The organism is Saccharopolyspora sp. NPDC002376, assembly GCF_053593195.1.
Genome location: NZ_JBSFBZ010000019.1, coordinates 33,025 through 55,351, shown reverse-complemented (window position 1 = coordinate 55,351; position 22,327 = coordinate 33,025). Strand labels below are relative to the sequence as shown.

Annotated in this window: 21 protein-coding genes; 13 read left to right on the top strand and 8 right to left on the bottom strand. The window is 68.3% G+C overall.

Annotation, left to right across the window (positions count from 1 at the left end):
- Positions 1-34 precede the first annotated feature (34 nt).
- The 3 genes from ACWCO2_RS15430 to ACWCO2_RS15420 form a co-directional block, all read right to left on the bottom strand.
- The gene (locus ACWCO2_RS15430) at positions 35-520 is read right to left on the bottom strand and encodes a single-stranded DNA-binding protein (RefSeq protein WP_450128382.1); all 486 of its coding nucleotides are present in this window, start codon (positions 518-520) and stop codon (positions 35-37) included.
- 42 nt (positions 521-562) lie between these two features.
- Entirely contained in the window at positions 563-928 is a 366-nt protein-coding gene (rpsF, locus tag ACWCO2_RS15425) for a 30S ribosomal protein S6 (RefSeq protein ID WP_450128381.1), read from the bottom strand.
- Positions 929-1,200: 272 nt separating this feature from the next.
- Positions 1,201-2,133, bottom strand: coding sequence for a hypothetical protein (locus tag ACWCO2_RS15420; RefSeq protein ID WP_450128380.1), 933 nt, complete (start codon positions 2,131-2,133; stop codon positions 1,201-1,203).
- Positions 2,134-2,300: 167 nt separating this feature from the next.
- Here ACWCO2_RS15420 and ACWCO2_RS15415 point away from each other — a divergent pair, with 167 nt between their 5' ends.
- Together ACWCO2_RS15415 and ACWCO2_RS15410 are read left to right on the top strand one after the other, a co-directional pair.
- Entirely contained in the window at positions 2,301-3,068 is a 768-nt protein-coding gene (locus ACWCO2_RS15415; RefSeq protein WP_450128379.1) for a deoxyribonuclease IV, read from the top strand.
- Positions 3,069-3,078: 10 nt separating this feature from the next.
- On the top strand, positions 3,079-4,449 hold the full coding sequence (locus tag ACWCO2_RS15410) for a glycosyltransferase family 87 protein (protein WP_450128378.1): 1,371 nt from the start codon (positions 3,079-3,081) through the stop codon (positions 4,447-4,449).
- Here ACWCO2_RS15410 and ACWCO2_RS15405 read toward each other — a convergent pair.
- The gene (locus ACWCO2_RS15405; protein ID WP_450128377.1) at positions 4,437-5,402 is read right to left on the bottom strand and encodes a helix-turn-helix transcriptional regulator; all 966 of its coding nucleotides are present in this window, start codon (positions 5,400-5,402) and stop codon (positions 4,437-4,439) included. The two genes, ACWCO2_RS15410 and ACWCO2_RS15405, sit on opposite strands and share 13 nt — an antisense overlap.
- A gap of 51 nt (positions 5,403-5,453) precedes the next feature.
- Here ACWCO2_RS15405 and ACWCO2_RS15400 point away from each other — a divergent pair, with 51 nt between their 5' ends.
- Entirely contained in the window at positions 5,454-5,879 is a 426-nt protein-coding gene (locus ACWCO2_RS15400) for a DUF3224 domain-containing protein (protein WP_450128376.1), read from the top strand.
- A gap of 60 nt (positions 5,880-5,939) precedes the next feature.
- On the opposite strand, the gene ACWCO2_RS15395 is transcribed toward ACWCO2_RS15400, so the two are convergent.
- The gene (locus ACWCO2_RS15395; protein ID WP_450128375.1) at positions 5,940-7,784 is read right to left on the bottom strand and encodes an acyl-CoA dehydrogenase; all 1,845 of its coding nucleotides are present in this window, start codon (positions 7,782-7,784) and stop codon (positions 5,940-5,942) included.
- A gap of 436 nt (positions 7,785-8,220) precedes the next feature.
- Between ACWCO2_RS15395 and ACWCO2_RS15390 the strand changes: the two genes are divergently transcribed.
- The 6 genes from ACWCO2_RS15390 (at position 8,221) to ACWCO2_RS15365 (ending at position 13,094) form a co-directional block, all read left to right on the top strand.
- Complete coding sequence (locus tag ACWCO2_RS15390; RefSeq protein ID WP_450128374.1) at positions 8,221-8,985, top strand: MerR family transcriptional regulator; 765 nt, start codon at positions 8,221-8,223, stop codon at positions 8,983-8,985.
- A 163-nt stretch (positions 8,986-9,148) separates the two neighbouring features.
- A complete protein-coding gene (locus ACWCO2_RS15385) occupies positions 9,149-9,667 on the top strand; it encodes a fluoride efflux transporter FluC (RefSeq protein ID WP_450128373.1) in 519 nt (172 codons plus the stop codon).
- The gene (locus ACWCO2_RS15380) at positions 9,667-10,008 is read left to right on the top strand and encodes a DUF190 domain-containing protein (protein WP_450128372.1); all 342 of its coding nucleotides are present in this window, start codon (positions 9,667-9,669) and stop codon (positions 10,006-10,008) included. Before ACWCO2_RS15385 ends, ACWCO2_RS15380 begins: the two co-directional genes overlap by 1 nt.
- A complete protein-coding gene (gene crcB / locus ACWCO2_RS15375; protein WP_450128371.1) occupies positions 10,005-10,379 on the top strand; it encodes a fluoride efflux transporter CrcB in 375 nt (124 codons plus the stop codon). The genes ACWCO2_RS15380 and crcB overlap by 4 nt, the downstream gene beginning before the upstream one ends.
- A gap of 57 nt (positions 10,380-10,436) precedes the next feature.
- The gene (locus ACWCO2_RS15370; RefSeq protein ID WP_450128370.1) at positions 10,437-10,739 is read left to right on the top strand and encodes a hypothetical protein; all 303 of its coding nucleotides are present in this window, start codon (positions 10,437-10,439) and stop codon (positions 10,737-10,739) included.
- 69 nt (positions 10,740-10,808) lie between these two features.
- Positions 10,809-13,094 carry a LuxR C-terminal-related transcriptional regulator gene (locus ACWCO2_RS15365; RefSeq protein ID WP_450128369.1) on the top strand — a complete coding sequence of 762 codons (2,286 nt, stop codon included), beginning with the start codon at positions 10,809-10,811 and terminating at the stop codon, positions 13,092-13,094.
- A 203-nt stretch (positions 13,095-13,297) separates the two neighbouring features.
- On the opposite strand, the gene ACWCO2_RS15360 is transcribed toward ACWCO2_RS15365, so the two are convergent.
- Positions 13,298-13,702, bottom strand: coding sequence for a hypothetical protein (locus tag ACWCO2_RS15360; RefSeq protein WP_450128368.1), 405 nt, complete (start codon positions 13,700-13,702; stop codon positions 13,298-13,300).
- Positions 13,703-14,198: 496 nt separating this feature from the next.
- On the opposite strand from ACWCO2_RS15360, the gene ACWCO2_RS15355 reads away from it, so the two are divergent.
- From ACWCO2_RS15355 to ACWCO2_RS15340, 4 genes are all read left to right on the top strand, one after another.
- Positions 14,199-15,980, top strand: a complete 1,782-nt coding sequence (locus ACWCO2_RS15355; RefSeq protein WP_450128367.1) for a HEAT repeat domain-containing protein — start codon at positions 14,199-14,201, stop codon at positions 15,978-15,980.
- 203 nt (positions 15,981-16,183) lie between these two features.
- Entirely contained in the window at positions 16,184-17,407 is a 1,224-nt protein-coding gene (locus tag ACWCO2_RS15350; protein WP_450128366.1) for an MFS transporter, read from the top strand.
- A 183-nt stretch (positions 17,408-17,590) separates the two neighbouring features.
- A complete protein-coding gene (locus tag ACWCO2_RS15345) occupies positions 17,591-19,582 on the top strand; it encodes a PhoX family protein (protein WP_450128365.1) in 1,992 nt (663 codons plus the stop codon).
- Positions 19,583-19,694: 112 nt separating this feature from the next.
- A complete protein-coding gene (locus ACWCO2_RS15340; RefSeq protein ID WP_450128364.1) occupies positions 19,695-20,459 on the top strand; it encodes a hypothetical protein in 765 nt (254 codons plus the stop codon).
- 14 nt (positions 20,460-20,473) lie between these two features.
- On the opposite strand, the gene ACWCO2_RS15335 is transcribed toward ACWCO2_RS15340, so the two are convergent.
- Positions 20,474-20,935, bottom strand: a complete 462-nt coding sequence (locus ACWCO2_RS15335; RefSeq protein WP_450128363.1) for an NUDIX domain-containing protein — start codon at positions 20,933-20,935, stop codon at positions 20,474-20,476.
- Positions 20,936-21,044: 109 nt separating this feature from the next.
- A complete protein-coding gene (locus ACWCO2_RS15330) occupies positions 21,045-22,235 on the bottom strand; it encodes an MFS transporter (protein ID WP_450128362.1) in 1,191 nt (396 codons plus the stop codon).
- Between the last annotated feature and the right edge of the window lie 92 nt (positions 22,236-22,327).

The following is a 22,327-nucleotide window of genomic DNA, read 5'->3' as shown; positions in this document are numbered from 1 at the left end:
CTGAACGAAAACTTCGAGAGCGTTGTCGCCGCGTTTAGAACGGCGGCTCGTCGCTGAACCCACCGCCGGAACCGGCAGGTGGTGCGGAACCCCACGGGTCGTCGGCCGGCGGACCGGCCGGGCTGCCCCCGCCGCCGCTGAAACCGCTGCCGCCACGGCTGGCCTTGTTGACCTTGGCGGTGGCGTACTTGAGAGACGGACCGATCTCGTCGACCTCGAGCTCGACGACGGTGCGCTTCTCGCCCTCCTTCGTCTCGAAGGAGCGCTGGCGCAGTCGGCCCTGCACGACCACCCGCATGCCGCGGGTCAGCGACTCGGCCACGTTCTCCGCTGCCTGCCGCCAGATGTTGCAGCGCAGGAAGAGGGCTTCGCCGTCCTTCCACTCGCCGCTCTGGCGGTCGAAGGTCCGGGGCGTGGACGCGACGGTGAAGTTCGCGACCGCGGCACCCGACGGGGTGAAGCGCAGCTCCGGGTCGGCGGTCAGGTTGCCGACCACCGTGATTACCGTTTCACCAGCCATGACCTGGGGACTCCAGTCTGGTCGTTAGCGGTTCGGGCCGGATCAGGCGCTGGCCTGAGCCGCAGCAGCAGCCGCGGCACGAGCCTTGGCGGCACGCGCGGCCTTGCGGGGCTCGACGACCTTGCGCATGACCTTGGTCCGCAGGATCGACTCGTTGAGGTTCAGCTGCCGGTCCAGTTCCTTGATGGTGGCCGGCTCGCTGTTGAGGTCCAGGACGACGTAGATGCCCTCGGAGTTCTTCTCGATCTCGAAGGACAGACGACGACGGCCCCAGACGTCGACCTTCTCGACGGTGCCACCGTCGTTTCGGACGACGTTGAGGAAGTTCTCCAAGGACGGAGCGACGGTGCGCTCGTCCAGGCTCGGGTCCAGGATGACCATGAGCTCGTAATGACGCATGAAGACCATTCACCTCCTGTGGACTCACGGCCATGGACTTTCCATGGCAGGAGGGTCGTTCGCGTCGACGAACTGGACAAGGCTAGCAAGCCCCACCGACACCCAGCGCACGGGGCAACCCCCGAAGGCACTGGAACTCCGCCCCGCAGGGGCACCGGAACCCCAGCGGACGGGACAACCCGCAATGCACGGAACTCCGGCGAGATCAACTGAATTCCACAGTTTCAATTGAAACTGTAAATCCCACCCACGGCGGATCACAGTTTCAATTGAAACTGTGATTACTGGCGGCGGAGGACCCAGCTTCGGACCAGGGCCGCGGTGGCGACCGCGAGGGCGATGGAGGCGAGCAGGACCGGGACCGCCACGCGCTCGGTGACCTCGGTCGGCAGCGCCTCGGCCTTGCCCGCGGCGCGGACCTCGTCCTGCTGCTCGCGCGCCTGCTGCTGCTCCTGCGCGTGCTTGGCCTGCTGGACGAGGTCTCCGACGTTGGGCGTCATGCCGGGCGCCTTGCCGTAGCTGCCCTGCGCCCAGGTCAGCGCCGATCCCCGCAGGTCGGGCGGCAGGATGCTCATCGCGGTCGGCGCCCCGCCCGGCTGCGGGAGCGCGGGCGCCGGGTCCGGCGGGGGCAGCGCCTGGCGAGGGGCGGGCGGCGGTGTCTTGCCCGTCGTCGGGTCCGGCGGCGGCGCGGGTTTCTCCGATGACGACGGCGGGGGCGGCGGCTCTTCCTCGTTCTTCGGGACGCGCACGGTGACGGCATTGCCGAGGCTGACGAGGTTGGTGAAGTGCGTGCGCACCGAGTCGACCTTGTCCTCGGGCAGGCCGATCTCGGAGAGCCGCGATCCGGCGGCCTTGGCGATGTCCTTGCCCGAGTAGAAGGTGCTGCCCTCGGACGCGGTGCCGATCGGGATCGGGCTGAGCGCGGCGAAGCGCTTGGAGGCGTCCTTGGCGGGCCCGAAGGCCAGCGGTATGGCCAGCAGCACCGCTTCGCGGACCTTGAAGTCCATGGTGCTGGGCGCGACAGCGACCTGCTGGCCGGCTTCGGCGTCGACGATGGCCAGCGCCTTGTCGACGATCAGCATGTCCGCGGCCTGCGCGGTTCCGGCGCCGAGGAAGGTGCTGGCGGTCATCGCGAGGCCGACGATTCCGGCGGACAGGCCTCGGTTGCGGACCTTCGGCTTCATCAGCGGATTCGGCCGCCCCCGTGCACCCATAGCTCTCCTCCCCAGGATTTACGACTCGATGATCACTCTGCCAAATGTGAACCTCTCAGATGTGTACAACGTCTGAACACCGCCATTGGTGACGGCTCGGTTCGGTTTTCACGTCGTGGGATTCGGGCGGCGCGAACGATGCCGTCGGGCGGCCTAGACTTTCGGACATGCGTATCGGCGCCCACGTCCGCGATGACGACCCGTTGACCGCTGCGGAGGAGCGCGGTGCGGAGGTCGTGCAGTTCTTCCTGTCCGACCCGCAGGGTTGGAAGGCACCGAAGCCGCACCCGCAGGCCGAGCAGCTGCGCGACAGCGACTTGGCGGTGTTCGTCCACGCGCCGTACGTGATCAACGTGGCGTCGTTGAACAACCGGATCCGGATCCCGTCGCGCAAGGCGGTCGGTCAGCAGGCGAAGGCCGCGGCCGAGGTCGGTGCGCAGGGCCTGATCGTGCACGGCGGGCACGTGACCAAGGACGACGACCCGTCCGAAGGCTTCGCGAACTGGCGCAAGCTCTTCGAGCGGCAGGCCGCGGAGGGCGGCTTCGAGGTCCCCGTCCTGATCGAGAACACCGCCGGCGGCGCCAACGCGATGGCGCGCAAGTTCGATGCGCTGGCGCGCCTGTGGGACGCCGTCGGCGAGTTCGGCGCGGGCTTCTGCCTGGACACCTGCCACGCGCACGCCGCGGGTGAGGAGCTGCTGGACGTCGTGGACCGGGTCAAGGCGATCACCGGCCGCATCGACCTGGTGCACCTGAACGATTCGCGGGACGAGTTCGGTTCGTCCCGCGATCGGCACGCCAACATCGGCGCGGGCAACATCGATCCCGACCTCCTGGTCGCGGTCTGCGTCAGCGCCGGCGCCCCGGTGGTCGTCGAGACCCCGTCCGAGGGCCAGGCCGACGACATCGCTTTCCTGCGCGACAAGGTGCAGTGATCAGCTCCCGGTGAAGGGGTATCGAACGGAGGGATCGCCGATCAGCAGGACGGCTCGCGGGCTGACGGTCTCCGGTTTGGTGGCGCTGTGCGTGCTGACCGCGTTGTCGTTGGCGTTGGGGTACGCGAACAAGGCGCGCTGCACCGGTCCGGAGTTCGACGAGTGGGGGCGCTCGGAACCCGCGTACCAGGAGCGGGCTTACGGCGACGTCTGCTACTCCGACATCCAGAACCTGTGGATCGGCCGGGACATTGATCAGCACGTGTTCCCGTACGTGCACGGCGGGATCGAACCGGACGGGTCGCTGTACGGCGGGGTCGTCGAGTACCCGGTGCTGTCCGGGTTGTTGATGTGGGCCGGGGCGTACTTCGTCGACACCGATGCCGGGTTCTTGGCCGCGTCGGCGCTGTTGATGGCTCCGTTCGGGCTCGCGACCGCGTGGTGGTTGGGCCGGTTGAGCGGCTGGCGGGCGTTGTTGTGGGCGTTGTCGCCGCCGTTGGTGCTTTATGCGTTCCACAACTGGGACCTGCCGGTCGTGGCGTGCGCGGTCGCGGCCGTTTTCGTGGTGCACCGGTGGACGTCGGTGTCGTTGCGTCGGCGCGCGACGGTGGCCGCAGTGATCTTGGGGCTCGGGTTCGCGCTGAAGATCTACCCGGCGATGTTCGTGCTGCCGTTGGCGTTGTACGTGCTGACCAGCGGCAAGGAGCGCTGGGACGTGCGCGGTGCGCTGCAGGTCGTGGGCGCCTCGGTGGCTACGGCAGTGGTCGCGAACGTGCCGTTCATGATCGCCGGGTTCGGGGGTTGGCTGGCGTCGTTCGAGTTCCAGTCGCGGCGGCAGGTCGACATCAGCACGAATTCGATCTGGTACTGGGGTTTTCGGGACTGGACGGGTTCAGCGGACTTCCAGTCAGCGATGAGCGTGGTCTCGCCGCTGCTGATACTGCTGTCGTTCACCATCGCCTGCGTGGTGGGCTGGCTGCGGTACGAGCGGTGCGGGACGTATCCGTGGATCCCGGTGTCGGCGGCGATGCTGGTCGGGTTCCTGCTGCTGCACAAGGTTCATTCGCCGCAGTACACGTTGTGGCTGCTGCCGTTCTTCGTGCTGGTGCGGGTGCGCTGGGGCTGGATCGTGGCGTACCTGGTGGCGGACCTGGCGATGGGGATCAGCATCTTCCGCTGGCTGTACCTGAACATGATGGGCGAGCCGAGCGGCATCCACGACGGTTTCACCGCGCAGGCGTTGATGATCGGTGTGTGGGGTCGAGCGGCGCTGCTGGTCGGGTTGTTCATCGTGTTCCTGAAGTCGCGATCCACTGTGGAATCGCCAGGTGATGAGCGCGTCCTGCCGGGGCGTCCGGCCCCGCGGCTTCAGGGGGCGTAGCGCGCGGACAGGGAGGTCACGGCTTCTGCGACGGCGGCGCGGAGTTCGGCTGGTTCCAGGACTTCGGCTTCGGCGCCGAGGCGGAGCACGTCGTGGACGGCGACGACGGTCTTCTCGACCGGCAGGTCGACTTCCACCCATCCGTGCTCGTCCGGAGGGCTGGCTTCAGCCAGGGCCCGGGTGCCCTTCGTGCCGAACTTCGCAGGTAGGAGATACTGCGCGACCGGCGAGAGCCGCAGCCGGGCTGTTCCGCGCACCATCGACTCCTCCATCCGGCGAGCCGATTCCGCCCAGCTCGCGGCGAGGTCGAAACCCGTTGGGCGGGTGAAGGACTCGGGCGCGGTCCGCACGTCCAGGAAACGCGAGATGCGATAGGTGCGGACGGCTTCGTCGGCGCGGGCCACGAGGTACCAGATACCGCCTTTGAGCACGATGCCCAGCGGGTGGAGTTCGCGGTGCACCTCGCTGTGCCAGCTGCGGTAGTGGGTGTGCAGGACGCGTTGTTCCCAGACCGCGCGGGCGATTTCGGCCAGGTGCGGCACTTCGTCGGCGTCCCGGAACCAGCCCGGCGCGTCGAGGTGGAAGCGGTCCTGGATCCGTCGAGCACGTTCGGCCAGTTCAGCTGGCAGCGCCGCCTGCACCTTCAGCTGCGCGGTGGCCAGGACCGCGCCGAGGCCGAGGTCGTGAGCCGGGCCGGGAGCGCCGGACAGGAACAGCGAGCCTGCTTCGGCGTCGGTGAGTCCGGTGAGGCGAGTGCGGTAGCCGTCCAACAGGCGGTAGCCGCCGTCGGGGCCGCGGTCGGCGCAGACCGGCACGCCTGCGGCGCCGAGGGCTTCGACGTCGCGGTAGACGGTGCGGACCGACACCTCGAGTTCGGCGGCCAGCTCGGGCGCGGTCATCCGGCCGCGGTTCTGCAACAGCAGGAGCAGGGAGAGCAGGCGGTCGGCGCGCATGCCGGAAATTCTGCCGCGCGTACCTGACAGGAGGTGTCAGGTACGGAGTCGATGCTGGTAGCAGCACTGATCGAGAGGAATTCCATGCAGACCACCGGCAGCTTCACCGTGACCAGCTGGGACGAGAACGTCATCGGCGACGAGCACCCGAAGCTCGCGCGCGCTTCGATCGTCTACACCTTCTCCGGCGGCATCAGCGGTGAGACGACCTGCGCGTACGCCCTCGTCTACAACGCCGATCAGACCGGCGCGTTCAACGGCATGCAGCTGATCCGCGGCACTGTCGACGGACGCGAGGGCACGTTCGCGATCCAGGAGCGCGGCCACTTCGGCACGGACGGGAAGATCCACAGCACCTTCGAGGTCGTGCTGGGTTCCGGCACCGGTGACCTGGCCGGACTCCGCGGCACCGGCAACTACACCGCCACGCACGGCGAACCCGCGGTGTCCTACGCGTTCGACTACGAGCTGGCCTGAAAGCGCACCAGGCGCGGCCCCGCAGTGGGTCCGCGCCTGGTGCAGTTCTGGTCCGGACGATCAGAAGACGGACTCGTCGAGCTCCATCAGCGAGTTGTCGGCCGCCTCGATGATCTTGCGGCGACCGGTCAGCTCCGGCAGCACGTTCTTCGCGAAGAAGTGCGCCGTCGCGATCTTGCCCTGGTAGAAGGCCTGGTCCTTGGCGGAGGCACCGGCGTCCAGCGCGGCCAGGGCGATCTCGGCCTGACGCAGCAGCAGCCAGCCGACGAGCAGGTCGCCCATGCTCATCAGGAACGTGACGGCGTGCTGGCCGACCTTGTAGATGTTCTTGACGTCCTCCTGCGAGGAGGTCAGGAACTCGATCATCGTGCCGAGCATGCCCTGCGCGTCCTGCAGTGCCCGGGCGACCAGCGCACGCTCTTCCTTCAGCCGCTCGTCGGCGCCCTCGGCTTCCAGCGTCGCCTGGATCTCGGCGGCGATGTGGCCGATCGCGGCACCGTTGTTGCGGACGATCTTGCGGAAGAAGAAGTCCTGCGCCTGGATCGCGGTGGTGCCCTCGTAGAGGCTGTCGATCTTCGAGTCGCGGATGTACTGCTCGATCGGGTAGTCCTGCAGGAAGCCGGAGCCGCCCAGCGTCTGCAGCGACAGGGTCAGCATCTCGTAGGCCCGCTCCGAGCCGACGCCCTTGACGATCGGCAGCAGCAGGTCGTTGACCTGCTCAGCGGTGCTGAAGTCGCTGCCGTCGTGCTGCCCCTGGAAGACCTGGTCCTGGAAGCTGGCGGTGTAGAGGTACACCGAGCGCAGACCTTCCGCGTAGGCCTTCTGCAGCATCAGGATGCGCCGCACATCGGGGTGGTTGGTGATCGCCACGCGCGGGGCGGTCTTGTCGGTGGCGCGGGTCAGGTCCGCGCCCTGCACGCGCTCCTTGGCGTAGTCCAGGGCGTTGAGGTAGCCGGTGGACAGGGTGCCGATGGCCTTGGTGCCGACCATCATCCGCGCGTACTCGATGACCTGGAACATCTGCGCGATGCCGTCGTGCACCTCGCCGAGCAGCCAGCCCTTGGCCGGCGTGCCGTGCTGGCCGAAGGTCAGCTCGCAGGTCGCCGAGGCGTTCAGGCCCATCTTGTGCTCGACGTTGGTGACGAAGGCGCCGTTGCGCTCGCCCAGCTCACCGGTGGCGCTGTCGAAGTGGAACTTGGGCACCAGGAACAGGCTCAGGCCCTTGGTGCCGGGCTTGGTCTCCACGCCCGGGCCCTCGGGACGGGCCAGCACCAGGTGAATGATGTTCTCGGTCATGTCATGGTCGGCGGAGGTGATGAACCGCTTCACGCCGTCCAGGTGCCAGGAGCCGTCCTCCTGCTTGATGGCCTTGGTGCGGCCGGCGCCGACGTCGGAACCCGCGTCGGGCTCGGTGAGCACCATCGTGGCTCCCCAGGCGCGCTCGATCATCAGCTTGGCCCAGCGGCGCTGCTCCTCGGTGCCGTTGCGCCACAGGATCGTCGCGAAGGTCGGGCCCCCCATGTACATGTAGACCGCCGGGTTGGCGCCGAGGATGAGCTCGGCTGCCGACCAGATGACGCTCGGCGGGGTGCCGTAGCCGCCGAGGTCGTCCGGCAGGCTCAGCCGCCACCACTCACCGTCCATGACCTGCTGGTAGGACTTCTTGAAGGCCTCGGGCAGGGTCACCGAGTGGGTGGCCGGGTCGAACTGGGCCGGGTTGCGGTCGCCCTCGACGAAGGACTCGGCCAAGGGCCCGGTCGCGAGCTCGTTGAGTTCGGTGAGCACGCCGCGCACGGTGTCCTCATCGGACTGCTCGAAGGCACCCTTGCCCAGCCGTTCCTGCACCTTGAACAGCTCGAACAGGTTGAACTCGAGGTCTCGTACGTTGCTCTTGTAGTGGCCCATGGAAAGGCTCCCTCTTGCACGCTGCTGCGGGTGGGCCCGGCTCGGCCCTTACTCGTCGGTAACAAGAGGATATTACCTGACGGTAACTTCTGCCAGGGCGGTCTTCGCTACACCACTCGAGCGGGCCAGCTGACCAGCCCGTTCCCCGCGAAACTCACCGCTGCCGCTCGCAGTGTCCAGGAGCGCGCGACCGCAGACCGTTCGGGGTCCGATCGGAGACCGGGAACGCGACCACCCGGGGCGGCGCGGCTCATGATCGCACGGATCGCTTGCCCGCTGAAGAGACCAGCCGAGCAGCGATGCGCCCGGCCGACCGGAGCAGGTCGCGCGCACCTCCGGTGCCGCCAAGCGCCGAATCCGGGTGACCTCGGCCCCACGCGGCAGAATTCGGCTTGACCCTCACGTCGCGTGAGGCCGCAGGCTCGTCCCCGAGGAGGTGAGGACCGTGCCCCACTCGGTCGGCGAAGCAGCTCGGATCTCCGGCGTGACCGTGCGAACCCTGCACCACTACGACGAGATCGGACTGCTCACCCCGAGCTCCCGGACGGCCGCGGGCTACCGCAGCTACTCCGATGCGGACCTGGACCGGCTGCGCCGGATCCTCGGGTACCGGGCGATGGACCTCGGCCTCGACGAGATCGCGACCATCCTCGACGACGGCACCGACCGCGAACACCTGCGACGGCAACGCGAACTGCTGCTGGAACGCATCGAGCGGCTGCAGCGGATGGTCGCGGCAGTGGACCGCGAACTGGAGGCGAGCACGATGGGAATCGACCTGACGCAGGAGGAGAAGTTCGAGCTGTTCGGCGACTTCGACCCCGACGACCACGCCGAGGAGGCCGAACAGCGCTGGGGCGGCACCGACGCGTACCGCCAGTCCCAGCAGCGGATGCGCTCCTTCACCAAGCAGGGCTGGCAGCGCTTCATGGCCGAGCAGCAAGAAGTCGGGCAGCGACTGGCGGAGGCCAAGCGGGCCGGAGTCGCCCCGGACAGCGAGCAGGCGATGGACCTGGCCGAACAGCACCGCCAGCACATCACGCGCTGGTGCTACGACTGCACCTACGAGATCCACCGAGGCCTCGGCGACATGTACGTGGCGGACGAGCGCTTTACCGCGCACTACGAGCAGACCGAACCGGGCCTGGCGAACTACATCCGCACGGCGATCCACGCCAACGCCAACCGCGCCGAGCCGTAGACCGCGGCCCAGAACCCCTGGAGTTCCATTGAAATCAGACGTCTGATTTCAATGGAGCTTGCGCCCCGAGGCCAGAGGCCCGCCAGCCGTGGACGTGCGGATCTACAGTTTCAATTGAAACTGTGAATCGTCGTGGGCGGGGATCACAGTTTCAATTGAAACTGTGGTTGACGGGCGGGCGGACGGCGAGGTCGCGCCGCTACCGTTCGAGGGGAAGGTCGAGAGCGTGGGAGGGGCGATGGGGTCCGCATTTCCCGCGGAGCTGCGCCCGGATCGCAAAGCCCGGGCACGCGCGCCGCGGGACGTCCTAGCCGTGGTCGCCGCGGGCGGCGCCATCGGCGCGCTGCTGCGCTACTGCGCCTACATCGCCTGGCCTGGGCCGTTCTCGACGTTCCTGGTCAACGTGATCGGCTGCGTGGCCATCGGCGTGCTGATGTTCGTGATCACCGAGCTGGTCACCGCGCACCGCCTGGTCCGGCCGTTCCTCGGCGTCGGAGTGCTGGGCGGTTTCACCACGTTCTCCACCTACGTCGCCGACGCGGTGCACCTGGTTGTCGAGGGACGCCCCGTGCTCGCCCTGGTCTACCTGACCGGGACGGTGCTGAGCTGCTTGCTCGCGGTGGCCGTCGGGCTGCTCGCGACTCGGGCGGTGGCCCGCGAGTTCGGGAGAGGTGATCGGTGATGCGACTCCAGGGACAAGCCGTTCGGCTCACCGCGATCTTCGGTGAAACCGACACCTACCAGCACAAACCGCTCTACCACGAGATCGTGCGCCGGGCCCGCGAAGCTGGGTTGGCGGGAGCGTCGGTGTTCCGCGGCGTGGAGGGGTTCGGGGCGTCCTCGGCGATCCACACCGCGCGGTTGCTGTCGCTGAGCGAGGACATGCCGATCGCGGTGGTGATCGTCGACGACGAGCAGCGGGTGCGCGACTTCCTGCCGGAACTCGACGAGTTGGTCACCGAGGGGTTGGTGCTGCTCGACGAGGTCGAGGTGATCCGCTACGCCGGACGGGAGCAGCGGTGACCTTCGTCCTCGTCGCGATCGGTGGCGCGTTCGGCGCCTGCCTGCGCTACCTCACCGACCGCTGGGTGCAGGCCCGCCACGACACCGGATTCCCGTGGGGCACCCTGACGGCCAACTCGATCGGCTCGCTGCTCCTCGGGATCCTCACCGGCGCCGCGCTGTTCGGCCTACAACTGCCGGAACTGCAAGCGCTGATCGGCGTCGGTTTCTGCGGCGCGCTGACCACCTTCAGCACCTTCGGCTACGAGAGCGTGCGCCTGCTGGCCGATGGCGCGCGGCTGTACACGGTGCTCAACGTGCTCGGAACGGTCCTGGCCGGCATCGGCTCCGGCGTGCTCGGCGTAGTCCTGACCGCCGCCATCTGGGCCTGACCGCCGTGTCACCCCTGGGGTGACGGAACCGCCAGGGGATGGCGGAGTCGTAGTGGGGTGGACTTCAGCTGGCTCTTCGTGTTCGTGCCGATCCTGGTCGGGGCGACGTTCGGGTACCACGCTGTGGTCCGGTGGACCGCGCCCGACAGCCAGCTGTGGAGGCGCCCAGCAGCCAGGGTCGGCTGCTCCGCCGCGTTCCGGTCGGCACCGAGGTCACCATCAACCAGCACCCGCGCGACCCGTACCGGATCCTGCTCAGCAGCGATGGGCCGAGCGCGAATCCACATCGCGTTCCTGCTGATCGGAACGCTGTTCAGCGGCATCGGCGCCGTCGTGCTCTGGACGACGCTGATCGGCTGAACCCGGCCTACACTCAGACACGCCAAATTGTTCGGGTGAGTGCGGGTGGTCTCGATGACAACCCGGCGGGTGGGCAGACTGCCTGACGACCTAACGAGCTTCGTCGGTCGTCGCGGAGCGATCACGCAGGTCAAAAGACTGCTGTCGACGTCCCGGCTGGTGACCCTCACGGGAGTTGCCGGGGTCGGCAAGTCCCGGCTGGCCACCCGCGTCGCGCACGACCTGCGCCGCGCCTTCCCCGACGGCATCTGGCTGGTGTCGTTCGCCGAGGTCCCCGTTACCAGCGATCTCGCACAAGTGCTGGCCAGCGGTCTCGGCCTGCGCAGCTCACCGCCCTCCTCGGCCGAGAACCTGCTGACCGAGCAGCTGGCCGACAAACGGATGCTGATCGTGCTGGACGGTTGCGAGCACCTGCTGGAGGGGTGCGGGCTACTGGTCGGCGAGCTGCTGGCGACCGCCCCCGAACTGCGCGTCCTGGTCACCTCGCGGGCGCCGCTGGCCATCGCCGGGGAACAGGTGTTGCCAGTGCCGCCGCTGCTGATGCCGCGACTGGATTCGCGAGGCCGGGTGGTGCAGCGGGCCGTCGGCCACGAAGCGCTGGAGCTGTTCGCCGACCGGGCCTCGGCTGTGTTGCCGGACTTCGCCGTCGGACCGGACAACGAGGCCGAGGTGGTCCGGCTGTGCCAGCAGCTGGACGGGTTGCCACTGGCGATCGAGCTGGCCGCGGTGTGGATGCGCTCGCTGTCGGTGTCGGAGATCCTGGCCCGCCTCACCGACCGGTACCGGCTGCTGACCTGGGGCAATCGCAGCGCGGCACCGCACCACCAGTCATTGCGGGCGGCGATCGAGTGGAGCTACGACCTGTGCTCGCCGGTGGAGCAAGCGGTGTGGGCGCGGCTTTCGGTGTTCTCCGACAGCTTCGAACTGGAGGCGGCCGAGGCGGTGTGCGTCGGGGACGGCGTGACCGTGGAGGACGTCTTCGTCGGGGTGGCCGGTCTGGTCGAGAAGTCCGTGCTGATCAAGGAAGATCCGCAGGACGCGCGCACCCGCTACCGGCTGCTGCGGACGATCCAGGAGTACGGCCGGGAACGGCTCGGCGGCGGCACCAAGGAACTCGTGCTGCGCCGTCACCACCGCGACCACTTCCTGCTGCTGGCCGAGCGCGTCGACGCCGAGTGGCTCGGACCGGATCAGGTGGAGTGGCTGGCTCGGCTGCGGCTGGACCGGCGAAACCTGCGCAGCGCGTTGGAGTTCTGCTGCACCGAGCCCGGCGAATCCGACGAGGCCCTGCGCATGGCGGCGGCACTGCGGTTCTTCTGGCTCGCCAGCGGCGCCCTCCGCGAAGGCATCTCGTGGCTGGGAGAGGCCCTGCAGGTCTCACCCGGGCCGAGTCCGCAGCGGGCCCGCGCCTTGCTGGTGAAAGCGCTGGTCAGCGGCTGGCACGGGGATTCCGACGCGGCGTCGGATCTGCTCACCGAGGCGCAGGGAATGGCCCGGGAGGTGCGGGCCGATGCGGTGCTGAGCCTGGTCCCGCAAACCGCCGGGTTCATCGACATGTTCCGCGGCCACCACGACGCCGCGATGGCCCGGTTCGCCGAGGCGCTGGAGCAGGAGGAAGTCCTGCGCCACGACGGGCTCGCGATGATCAGCATGTTGTGCCTGGCGGCGCTGCGGATCTTCGACAGCGAGCTCCGGCGGGCGCTCGACCTGTGCGAGCGGTGCCAGGAGATCTGCGAGGAGCACGGCGAGCGGTGGGCGCGGTCGTGGTGCGAGCTGGTGCTCGGACTGGCGCGCTGGCGGCAGGGCGACCTCGACGCGTCCGTGGCCCACCTGCACGAATGCCTGCGGATCAAGCAGCTCTTCGGCGATGTGCTGGGCGAGCTGCTGGCGATCGAGATCGATTCGTGGGCTGCCGCGGCGCAGGGCCAAGCGGCTCGATCCGCGCAGCTGAGCGCGGCGGTGAGCCGGTTGTGGCAGCCGGCGGGCAGCTGCCTGCTCGGACTGCGCCCTTATGCGGTCTGGCACACGGAAACCGAGGCGAAGATCCGAAATATGCTGCCCACCGCGGAACTTCGCGCCGCACGGCGACGGGGCGCGGAGTGCACGCTGGACGAGCTGATCCAGTTCGCGCTGGGCGAGCGCCACACGGCACCGACGACGGAGGCGCCAGTCCGGCTGACGCCGCGGGAGCGCGAGGTGGCGCGACTGGTGGCGCAGGGCTTGTCGAACCGCCAGATCGCCGAGCAGCTGGTGATCTCCAAGCGGACCTCGGACAGCCACCTCGAGCACATCATGTCCAAGCTCGGCGTCACCTCCCGCGCCCAGATCGCAGTCTGGTTCGCCGAACAACCATGACCTGAGCCGTCCTCACATCCTCGGTGTGTCGTGACCCAACACGCCGATGACGTGCGATTTCCATGGAAATTGGACGTCCGACTTCCATGGAATTCGCGGATCATCGACGGCGGAGGACCCAGCGCGGCGGGAGGCAGGTGTCAGTTTTGCCCTAAAACTGACACCCGGAGTCCGTGGGCAGTTTTAGGCAAAACCAACGTTGTTCAGGCGGCGACGAGGGGCGCGACTAGGCGGGCTCGGCGGGTGGCCGAGCAGACTACCTGGTGCGCCGGCGCCGAGAGGCCCATGCGCGGCGGACTGATCCAGCGCGGGTCGTTCAGCGGCGGGAGCACGAGGCGGGTGCCGACCGGAACTGCGGTGAGTTCGGGGAGGTCGAGCGGCGGTTCGGAGCGCGGGGCCAGCTGGGTGAACAGCACCCAGTCCGCGCCGTCGACGAGCACCGGACCGGCCTGCAGGTGCACGGCCAGCACGTGGTGGATGTGGGCGGCGAAGTGGGCGGGCGTGCGCAGTGCGCTGACGCGGTCGCCGACGAGGAGTGTGGTTCGGTTGGTGCGCGGGTCGTGATCGACCCGCCATCCGGCTGCGTGGTACTCGGAATGGCTGGACATGTGGGTGTTCCGCAGGCTTTCGGGGATCGGGGGGCGGGGAACGCGAAGCGGGGCTCAGCGAGGTGGGTGCGGCGGCTTCGTTGCCGCCTCGTCGGACGGGTGCCACCCACCTCGCTGAAAGGAGGCCGGACGGCAGACAGCTTGGGGCAATTGCTGTCGCCCGGTCGCCGATACCTCCTCCCTGTTGCGGCTTCGTTGAGGCAGTCCGCTTGTCACTCCGGCCGGGTGGGCCGAACCGGGGCGGCGGAGTCTTCTCCGGGCTGCCGGGCAGGTACTTCGCGTTTGGTGCGCCGTTCTCGGACGCAGCGAAAGCATGGACGAACGGCCCTGGCGGCCGAAGCGGGACAAGTACAGATGGGCATACCGACACCCCAGCAGATTCACCCGTTAGAGGGTCCCGACACAGGTGCGGAACCTTGCTTGCACTACCCGGAAATGCTGCGCGGACTCCCTACGCTCGACGTGATCCGCACACCTGAGCGAAGAGGAGCACGCCATGCGAACCGTTTTCATCCACGGCGAGACCGACCGGTTCGAAACCGCCCGCGCCGAGCTGATCGCCCTGTTCGACCACGACCACCCCGCGCTCGACGCCTGCTGGCTGGTCGACGATCTGCTGACCGACAAGTTCGCCAGGGACGGCTTGCTGGCCTGGTGGTCCGAGGACGAGCTAGCCAGGTTCCTGGTGTCCGTGGTGCCGCGCCGAGCGGTGCTGGCGGACTGGTCGATCGTGCCCGACTTCCTGCACAAGTGGATCGACTTCCTCGCCTCGAACAGCCTTCTGACCAGCCCGAATCCGACTCCCGACCTGCATTGGGCGGTGGAGCGCGCCACGCCGGACTACCTGGCGGCGATGGCTGAACCGACCGAGTGGAGCTCGGAGAAGTTCTGGGCGACCGCGATGCGGGAACTTGGTGTGAACGCCGACGATCCTCGGGCCGCGGCGAAGTTCTCCGCCGCAGTGGAGGCCGACGAGGTCGATGTGGACCACGACGTGCTGGAGGAGATCGAGCGCCGCGAATCACTGGAGCCGAGCGTTCAACCCGCGCTGTGGCTGCCACCTACCGAGCTCACGGCGCCCGAACCGCACCGGTCGATCGCGGCAGAATCGCCGATCATGCAACGGATCCGCACCGTCCTGGACTGGATCGGCGACGCCCGCGATCCGTCCGATGTGGACGATTTGGTGACGGCGCTGGGCGGCAGCGCGGAAGATGCCGACCTGTTGCTGGAGTGGGCCGAGCGCACTGGCCTGCTCCGCCCGGTCGGCGAGCTCCTGGTGCGCACCCAGATCGCGGATCCCCTGCTGTCCCAACCCGAACTGCTGTGGACCCGGCTGTGGCAGCGGTTCGTGCTGGTCGACGACGTCTTCCGGGATCGACTGGAAGCGTTGACCGATGGCGCCGATGCGCTCCCGGAGATCGTGCAGGCGACGCTGAGCGTGCTCTACGCTCGCATTGACGCGGTGCCGCTCGAGCTGATCGTGACGATGACCTGCGACCTGCTCGACGAGGAGGAACCGGCAGCGCGCGAGGCGGTGCGCGACGTCGTGCGTCAGGTGATCGCCCAGTGGGAGGCGATGCAGGCCGTCCGCACGCGCGCCACCACCGATCCAGCGGAGATCGAGGCACTGGACACCGAGGTTCCCGACGCCGACTGCACAGTGGTCGAGTTGCTTCCCGCCGGCAAATGGGCGGCGCGGGAATCGTTGCGCGCCTTCGGATTCCGCGTGCCATCGGTGGACGACCTGGTGTCCACCCCAGCGGAGCTGCTCGTCTTGGCCGCCGCAGATACCCCTCCCGGCATCCAGCAGGTCCTGATCGCGCGGTGGATCGAGCACCGCGGCGCCCGGCAGGCGAGCGGCGAGCTGACAGCCCTGCTGCGCCGAGTCGACGACCCGACGGTCCGACTGTCGGCGCTCGCCGTCCTGGAGCACACCGGCGCGGAGGGCGTGACAGCGGCACGCGAGCTGGTCGACGATCCGGTGGCAGGCTCGGCAGTGCGAATGTGGTTGCAGGCCGGGCAAAGCGCGGACGACGTGCTCCGTCCAGGCGACGAGCTCTCGTGCGCGCTGGACGGCATGGCGGCGGCGCTGGACGAGGATTCCGACCTGTTCCTCACCGAGTTCGGCCGACACCCGGCATCCGACCAGCTGTCCCTGATCACGGAGATCGCGAACAGCACGCACGCCAGCGCGACCGAAGTTCTCGAGGTCATCGCCGATCAACACCCGGAGGAGGCGATCGCAACCGCAGCCCGCGCCAGCCTCAGCACCTAGCCCGGCCGACGAGCGAACGGACCGTTCGCCTTGTACGAGAAGGAGAACAGTCCGTTCGCACCATCCCCACTCGGCGAACGATGGCACCGTTTCCGCTGGTCGGAGCCTTTCCCGGTGAGCTTGCTCATTTTCTTTTGCGCCGCTAAACGCCGATTGTTAGCCTTGCAAACGAAATCATTTCCTGCTGCGAGGGGTGGCGGCCGATGAGCGCCGGGCATGACGTTCGGTTCCTCGACGTGTTCAAGGGGCAGCCAAAAGCGGTGTGGATCACCGCCTTCGCCGCCGTGATCGCCTTCATGGGCATCGGACTGGTCGACCCGATCCTGCTTTCGATCGCTGAGGCCCTGCGCGCCGGCCCTGAGCAGGTCACCCTGCTGTTCTCGTCCTACCTGGGCGTGCAGGTCGTGGCGATGCTGATCACCGGTGCCTTCAGCGCCCGCTTCGGCGCGAAGCGGACCGTGGTCACCGGGCTGGCGCTGATCGTGGTCGCGACGCTGGCGTGCGCGGCGGCCGACTCGATCGGCCAACTCGTCGCGCTCCGCGCGGTGTGGGGTCTGGGCAACGCGTTCTTCATCGCCACCGCGCTGTCGGTAATCGTCGGCGCCGCCAGCGGTGGCCAGGCCGCCGCGATCATGCTCTACGAGGCAGCTCTCGGCATCGGCCTCTCCACCGGGCCGCTGCTGGGCGCGCTGCTGGGCAACATCTCCTGGCGCGGCCCGTTCGCCGGAACCGCGGCGCTGATGGCGATCGCACTGATCCTGTCCGCCGGTTTCCTGCCGAAGGACGGTGCCCGCTCCGAGCGACCCAAGGTCCGGCTGCTCGACCCGATCCGCGCGCTCGGCCACGGCGGCCTGCTGCGGACGGCACTGGGCTCGGCCTTCTACACCGCCGCGTTCTTCATCGTGCTCGCCTGGGCACCGTTCGTCCTGGAGTTCGGCGCGATCGCGGTCGGTCTGGTGTTCTTCGGCTGGGGCCTGTGCGTCGCGCTGGCCGGCGTGTTCCTAGCGCCGCGGCTCGCGGCCCGCTTCGGCGAGGTCGGCGGCACCATCATCGCGGTGCTGATCTTCGCCGTCCTGCTCGGCGTCATGTCCATCGGTTCCAAGCCGGTGGTGGTCATCGCGGTGATCCTCAGCGGCCTAGCCTCCGGCCTGCTCAACACCCTGTTCACCGGCACCGCGATGAGCATCAGCGACGCGCCGCGGCCGGTCGCCAGCGCGGGCTACAACTTCCTCCGTTGGCTCGGCGGAGCGGTCGCGGCCACCTTGGTCGGGCACGTCGCCACCTGGTTCGGTTCGAACCACGCTCCGTTCGCCGTCGGCGCGGTGCTGTGCGTGATCGCAGCCGGACTGCTTTCCCTCGAGCTGCGTGCCAAGGGCAACGAGCACGAGGTTCCCGCCGAGGCCGCGCTGGTCGGCGAAGAGTTCTGAGCTGCTTGACACCAACGGACCGTTTGCCTCATCCACCGAGGTGAACGGTCCGTTCGCTTTCTCCGACCGTTGAGCCCGACAGGCAAGCGATTTGCGGGAATTCACCCGTTTTTCCCATATCTCTTGCTATTCGTTCACCTTGTCATACGCTCCAAGCCGTTCTCGATCAGCTTGGAGGTATCGGTGGCACCACAGCCGGACGAACGTCGACTCCTGCCACTGCTTTCCACCGGCCGGGCCAAACTCACCTGCCGGTACCGCTGCGGCGATCAGTGCTCCGAGCACCCGCCGAACCCCACGAACAACCCGTACTTCGGGGATCTGCTGGCCAGCGCGCTGAACCGGCGCGGCCTCCTGCGCGCGGGCGCAGTCGTCGCGGCCTCCGCCGCGGTGCTGCCCGGGCTCAGCACCCGATCCGCCACCGCCGCCCCCGGCAATCCACCGGGCCTGGACTTCACCCCGGTGCAGCCGAACAGCGAAGACGCGGTGGTCGTCCCGGATGGCTACCAGCACGACATCGTGATCCGCTGGGGCGATCCGATCCTGCCCGGCGCACCGGAATTCGACTTCGAAAACCAGACGCCCGAAGCGCAGGAAGCGCAGTTCGGCTACAACAACGACTTCTGCGCGCTGCTGCCGTTCAAGGGCAAGCGGCGGCTGATGGTGAACAACCACGAGTACACCACCGAGGAATTCCTCTTCCAGGGATACGACCCGGAAAACCCCACCGAGCAGCAGGTCCGGATCGCCTGGGCTGCGCACGGGTTGTCCGTGGTCGTGCTCGAAACCGGTAAGGGCGCACCGAAACCTGTGCTGGACCCGCTCAACCGGCGGATCACCCTCAACACCGCGTTCGAGCTGCGCGGACCGGCCGCCGGCAGCGACCTGCTGAAGACTCCGGTGGATCCGACCGGAACGCGCTCGTTCGGCACCATGAACAACTGCTCGGGCGGCGTGACCCCGTGGGGCACGATCCTGTCCGGCGAGGAGAACATCCACTTCTACTTCGCCAACGCCGACCAGGTCACCGACCCGACCACCCAGGAGCGCCTGACCCGCTACGGCATCAAGGGCGGCGCCTCCGAACGCAAGTGGGAGCGCTTCGACTCCCGCTGGGACCTCGCACAGCAGGTCAACGAGCCGAACCGGTTCGGCTGGATCATCGAACTCGACCCGTACGACCCGGAATCGACGCCGATCAAGCACACCGCGCTCGGCCGCTTCAAGCACGAAGGCGCCAACATCCGCCTCGCCGACGACGGTCGCGCCGTCGCGTACATGGGCGACGACGAGAAGTTCGAATACCTCTACCGCTTCGTCTCCGACGAGAAGATGAAGCCCGGCAACAGCGCCCACGCCCGCCGCCACAACATGGCGCTGCTGGACTCGGGAACCCTGTACGTCGCGAAGTTCACCGGCAACAGCCCCGACGAGATCGACGGTTCCGGCGAGCTCCCGGCCGACGGCGAGTTCGACGGCACCGGAGAGTGGATCCCGTTGGCGCACAACGACACCAGCTTCGTCGACGGGATGAGCGCCGAAGAGGTTTACGTCTTCGCCCGCCTCGCCGCCGACAAGGTGGGTGCGACGAAGATGGACCGCCCTGAGGACGTTGAACCGCACCCGAAGACCGGTCGCGTCTACGCCGCGCTGACCAACAACTCCGACCGCGGACCGGACGGCAAAGCCTCTGCCGACGAGGCCAACCCGCGCACGGCCAACAAGCACGGCCAGGTCCTGGAGCTCGACGACGCCCCTGCCGGCAACCACTTCGCCTGGCGCCTGCTGCTGGTCTGCGGCGACCCGAACGACCCGAGCACGTACTTCGGCGGCTTCGACAAGTCCCAGGTCAGCCCGATCTCCTGCCCGGACAACGTGACCTTCGACAGCCACGGCCACCTGTGGATCGCCACCGACTCCTCGGAAGCCCTCAGCGCCAACGACGGCCTCTACGCGGTTCCACTGGAAGGTCCGCACCGCGGCCACGTGATGCAGTTCCTGTCCGTCCCGCGCGGCGCAGAAACCTGCGGCCCGGTCGTCGAAGACGACCTGATCATGGTTTCGGTCCAGCACCCGGGAGAGCTCGACGGGGCGAACGCGGACAACCCCGCCTCGCACTGGCCCGACGGTGGGGACTCCCGCCCCCGCCCGTCGGTCGTAGCCGTCTGGCGCTGACCCTCCGCTCTGAAGGCACCTTCCGCCGAACTCGGCGGGAGGTGCCTTTCACGTCTCGCCCACCGATGAGCGGCGCGGCCGAACTATCCTCTCTACTCGCGGATGTGCACCCATGCGTCGCATCGCTCAGTTCGCTGACCTGCGGGTGGTCGGCCCGGCAGAGAGGCGAAGGATGTCCCCCGACTGGCTGACCGCCGGCCTGACCTTCCCGGACGGGGACTTGGTGGAGTACTTGACCACTGCGACCGAACTCGTCCCGGAACCGCTGCGCAACGACAGCGGGCAGACCGCCGAACTGGCCGTCTGCATCGCCGACGGCCACCACCACTTCTGGATGAACGCCCTGCACTTCATCGGGCACTGGGCCGATGAAGTCGGCCGCGACGACGAACTCCCGACCGAGTTCTGGGTGCGCGTGGCGCAAGCGGCGCACACCATGCAGTTCCCGGAGTTCGTCCCGTACTGCCTCGGCAAGGCCCAGCGCTTCCCCCACCAGGACGCGGGCGACCTGATGGCGGCGTTCAGCACCCTGCCGTCCGTCGTCGAGGTCACCGAGGAACTGCACCACGACTGCTTCGAAGTCGCCGAGCACCTCCGCAACGACGACCCGAGGGCAGCCGCCATGCTCGATTCGCTCGACCTGGAAGCGCTGGCCGCCCACCTCCGCCACGGGGCCTACGCCCGCATCGGAGAGCCCCTGAGCGAACTGTTCTCGGACGCCTTCGACGAGCTGTTCCAGCTGGTCACGAGCCCGTCCTTCCCGTCAGAGCACGCGAAGCACGCCTGGGCGGTGATTGGCCCGAACCCGTTCCGAGTGGTCCTGAGCGACGGAATGTTCCCCACCACCGAAGCCCAACCCTGGTGGCGAACCCGCTGAGCGCAGGGCGAGGTCTAGCAGCTCAGCAGTCGGGCGAGTGGGTCCCTGACATCGGCGGGGTGGAGGTTCAGGCGGTCGAACTCGCCGGCAGTCGCCCACGCCAGTTCGAAGTGGTTGTTCGGGCTGTGCGCGCGGGCCTCCGGGCCGGACAGGACAGCGGTCCCGCTGACGTCCGCCATGAGGAAGTACGAGGCCGGGCGTCCGTTGTGGTGCCCGGCCCACAGCAGCCGATCGATCCGAGCCCGCAGCGTGGTCTCCTCGGCCAACTCCCGCACCGCCGCATCTTCCGATAACTCCCCGTCCTCGACGTGTCCGCCAGGCAGGACCGCATAACGATGTCCAGGACAACCCGGCTCCATCCAGCGAGAGCCCCTGCACATCGCGCAACCCTCGGACGACTCGCGTCGGCGGTAGCGCTTGATGACCAGAACCCGCCTCCGGTCGACGACCACGGCAACAGCGCGCGGAATCGGCATTACTCGATTCTGGCGGCAATCCCGAAAGCTCCCAACCGCCCCATCAGCGTCGACTTCCGGGCGCGAGTGCGACGGAATCCACGGACGCCCAACCTCGGTGGCGAAGCCCCTAAGCACCTATCGCGGGGCGGCGCCCCATCCGCCCGGGGATCAGGAACACCGGTACAGCGAGGAAAGCGACCGCAGCGGTCAGGAATGCCGCACCACCGGTGCTGCCCACGACGCCAGCAGCCATGGCCACGACGGCGGGGACAGCCGGCTGGGCGATACCCCACGACGAACCGTAGAAGGCGAACCAGCGGGGGCGCTCGGCGACCGGTGCGATCTCGGCGATCATCGCCAGCCAACGGCCCAGCAGCACGCCGTTCACCGCCGCCCACCCCAGGTACGCCGCGACGGTGAGCGCGAGATCGTCGCCGAACACCATCAGCAGGGCCAGCACGCCGAGCAACGTTGTCCCGCCTGCCAGCACCGTCGAATGCGGCAAGGCGTTGACCGGCGTGCGGGTCAGGCGCACGACCAGCGGGGCCAGCAGCGCCGATCCGGTCAGGGCCAGGCCGGGCAGCCAGTCCGGAGCGCCCCGTTGCAGCAGGACGAACGGCATGAACATCAGAACGGCCAGGTAGCCGAAGGCGAACGCGGTCCCCGCCGCGGTCAGCGCCAGGAGAAGTGCCGGGGGACGCCAACGCTCCCGGGAGGATCGCGTGGTCGGCTGCGCTGCTTCCGCACCCAGGAAAGCCAGCGTGACCAGAGCGGCGACAACGCAGGTGACCCCGTCGACGACCATCAGCCAGCGAACGCCGAGCGGAAGCACCAACGCGGCCAGCAATCCCCCGACCGCACCGGACGCCACCAGGAACGTACCCAGCAGCGCATAGGCGTCCTGGCGCTGCTCGCCCTCGGTGAGGCGGGCTAGCAGGTCCTGGGACGCCGGTTCGTAGATCTCGAAGGCCAGTCCAACCAGCGCGGCTGCGAGCACCACTTGCACCGGGTTCTGCGCCGCTGCCAGGACCAGCAAGGAGACCCCGGTCGCGGCCAACCCGGATGCGATCACGGTTCGGTGCGCCAGCCTGTCCAACAACAGGCTCCCGGCCCACCGCGAGATCAACGCCGCCACCCCGAAGACTCCCAGTGCAACGGCCGCCAGATCGGGACCGGCCAGCACAGCCAGGAACGCCAGCACGTAGGCGCCCAACTGGTTGAGGACCCGCACCCCCAGCAACGCCTTCACCGACCGGGGCAATGACCTGAACACCCGCACCTCCACGTCCAGCCCGGCCGACCGAGCACGCGGAACCATGCCACGCACCACCGACAACCAGGCAAAACAGGTTCGCGGAAAATCTCCGAAAAGTTCTGGGGTTCGTGTCGATCCGGGGGCGGTTGGTTCGA